At 55.0% G+C, this 229-nt stretch carries 1 protein-coding gene; it reads left to right on the top strand.

Annotated features, from left to right (window positions below):
- Positions 1-229: tRNA pseudouridine(13) synthase TruD (truD, locus tag ACPYOI_RS37360; protein WP_481424341.1), on the top strand; the 229-nt coding region annotated here is incomplete at both ends.

Raw genomic sequence — 229 nt, 5'->3', positions numbered from 1 at the left:
GCCGATGCGCTGGCAAAATTCCTCAAAATTCATGCCCGCGAAGTGAGCTTTGCCGGGCAGAAAGATAAACACGCCGTCACCGAACAGTGGCTCTGCGCGCGCGTGCCGGGTAATACGATGCCTGATTTAAGCAAATTGGAGCTGGAGGGCTGTAAGGTACTGGAATACGCACGCCATAAGCGCAAACTGCGTCTGGGCGCGTTGAAGGGCAACCATTTTACGCTGGTAC

It is taken from the genome of Rhizobium sp. SVR5-2C (assembly GCF_056755115.1).
The sequence above is the reverse complement of the archived record's forward strand: the minus strand, read 5'-3'. Positions and strand labels throughout refer to the sequence as shown.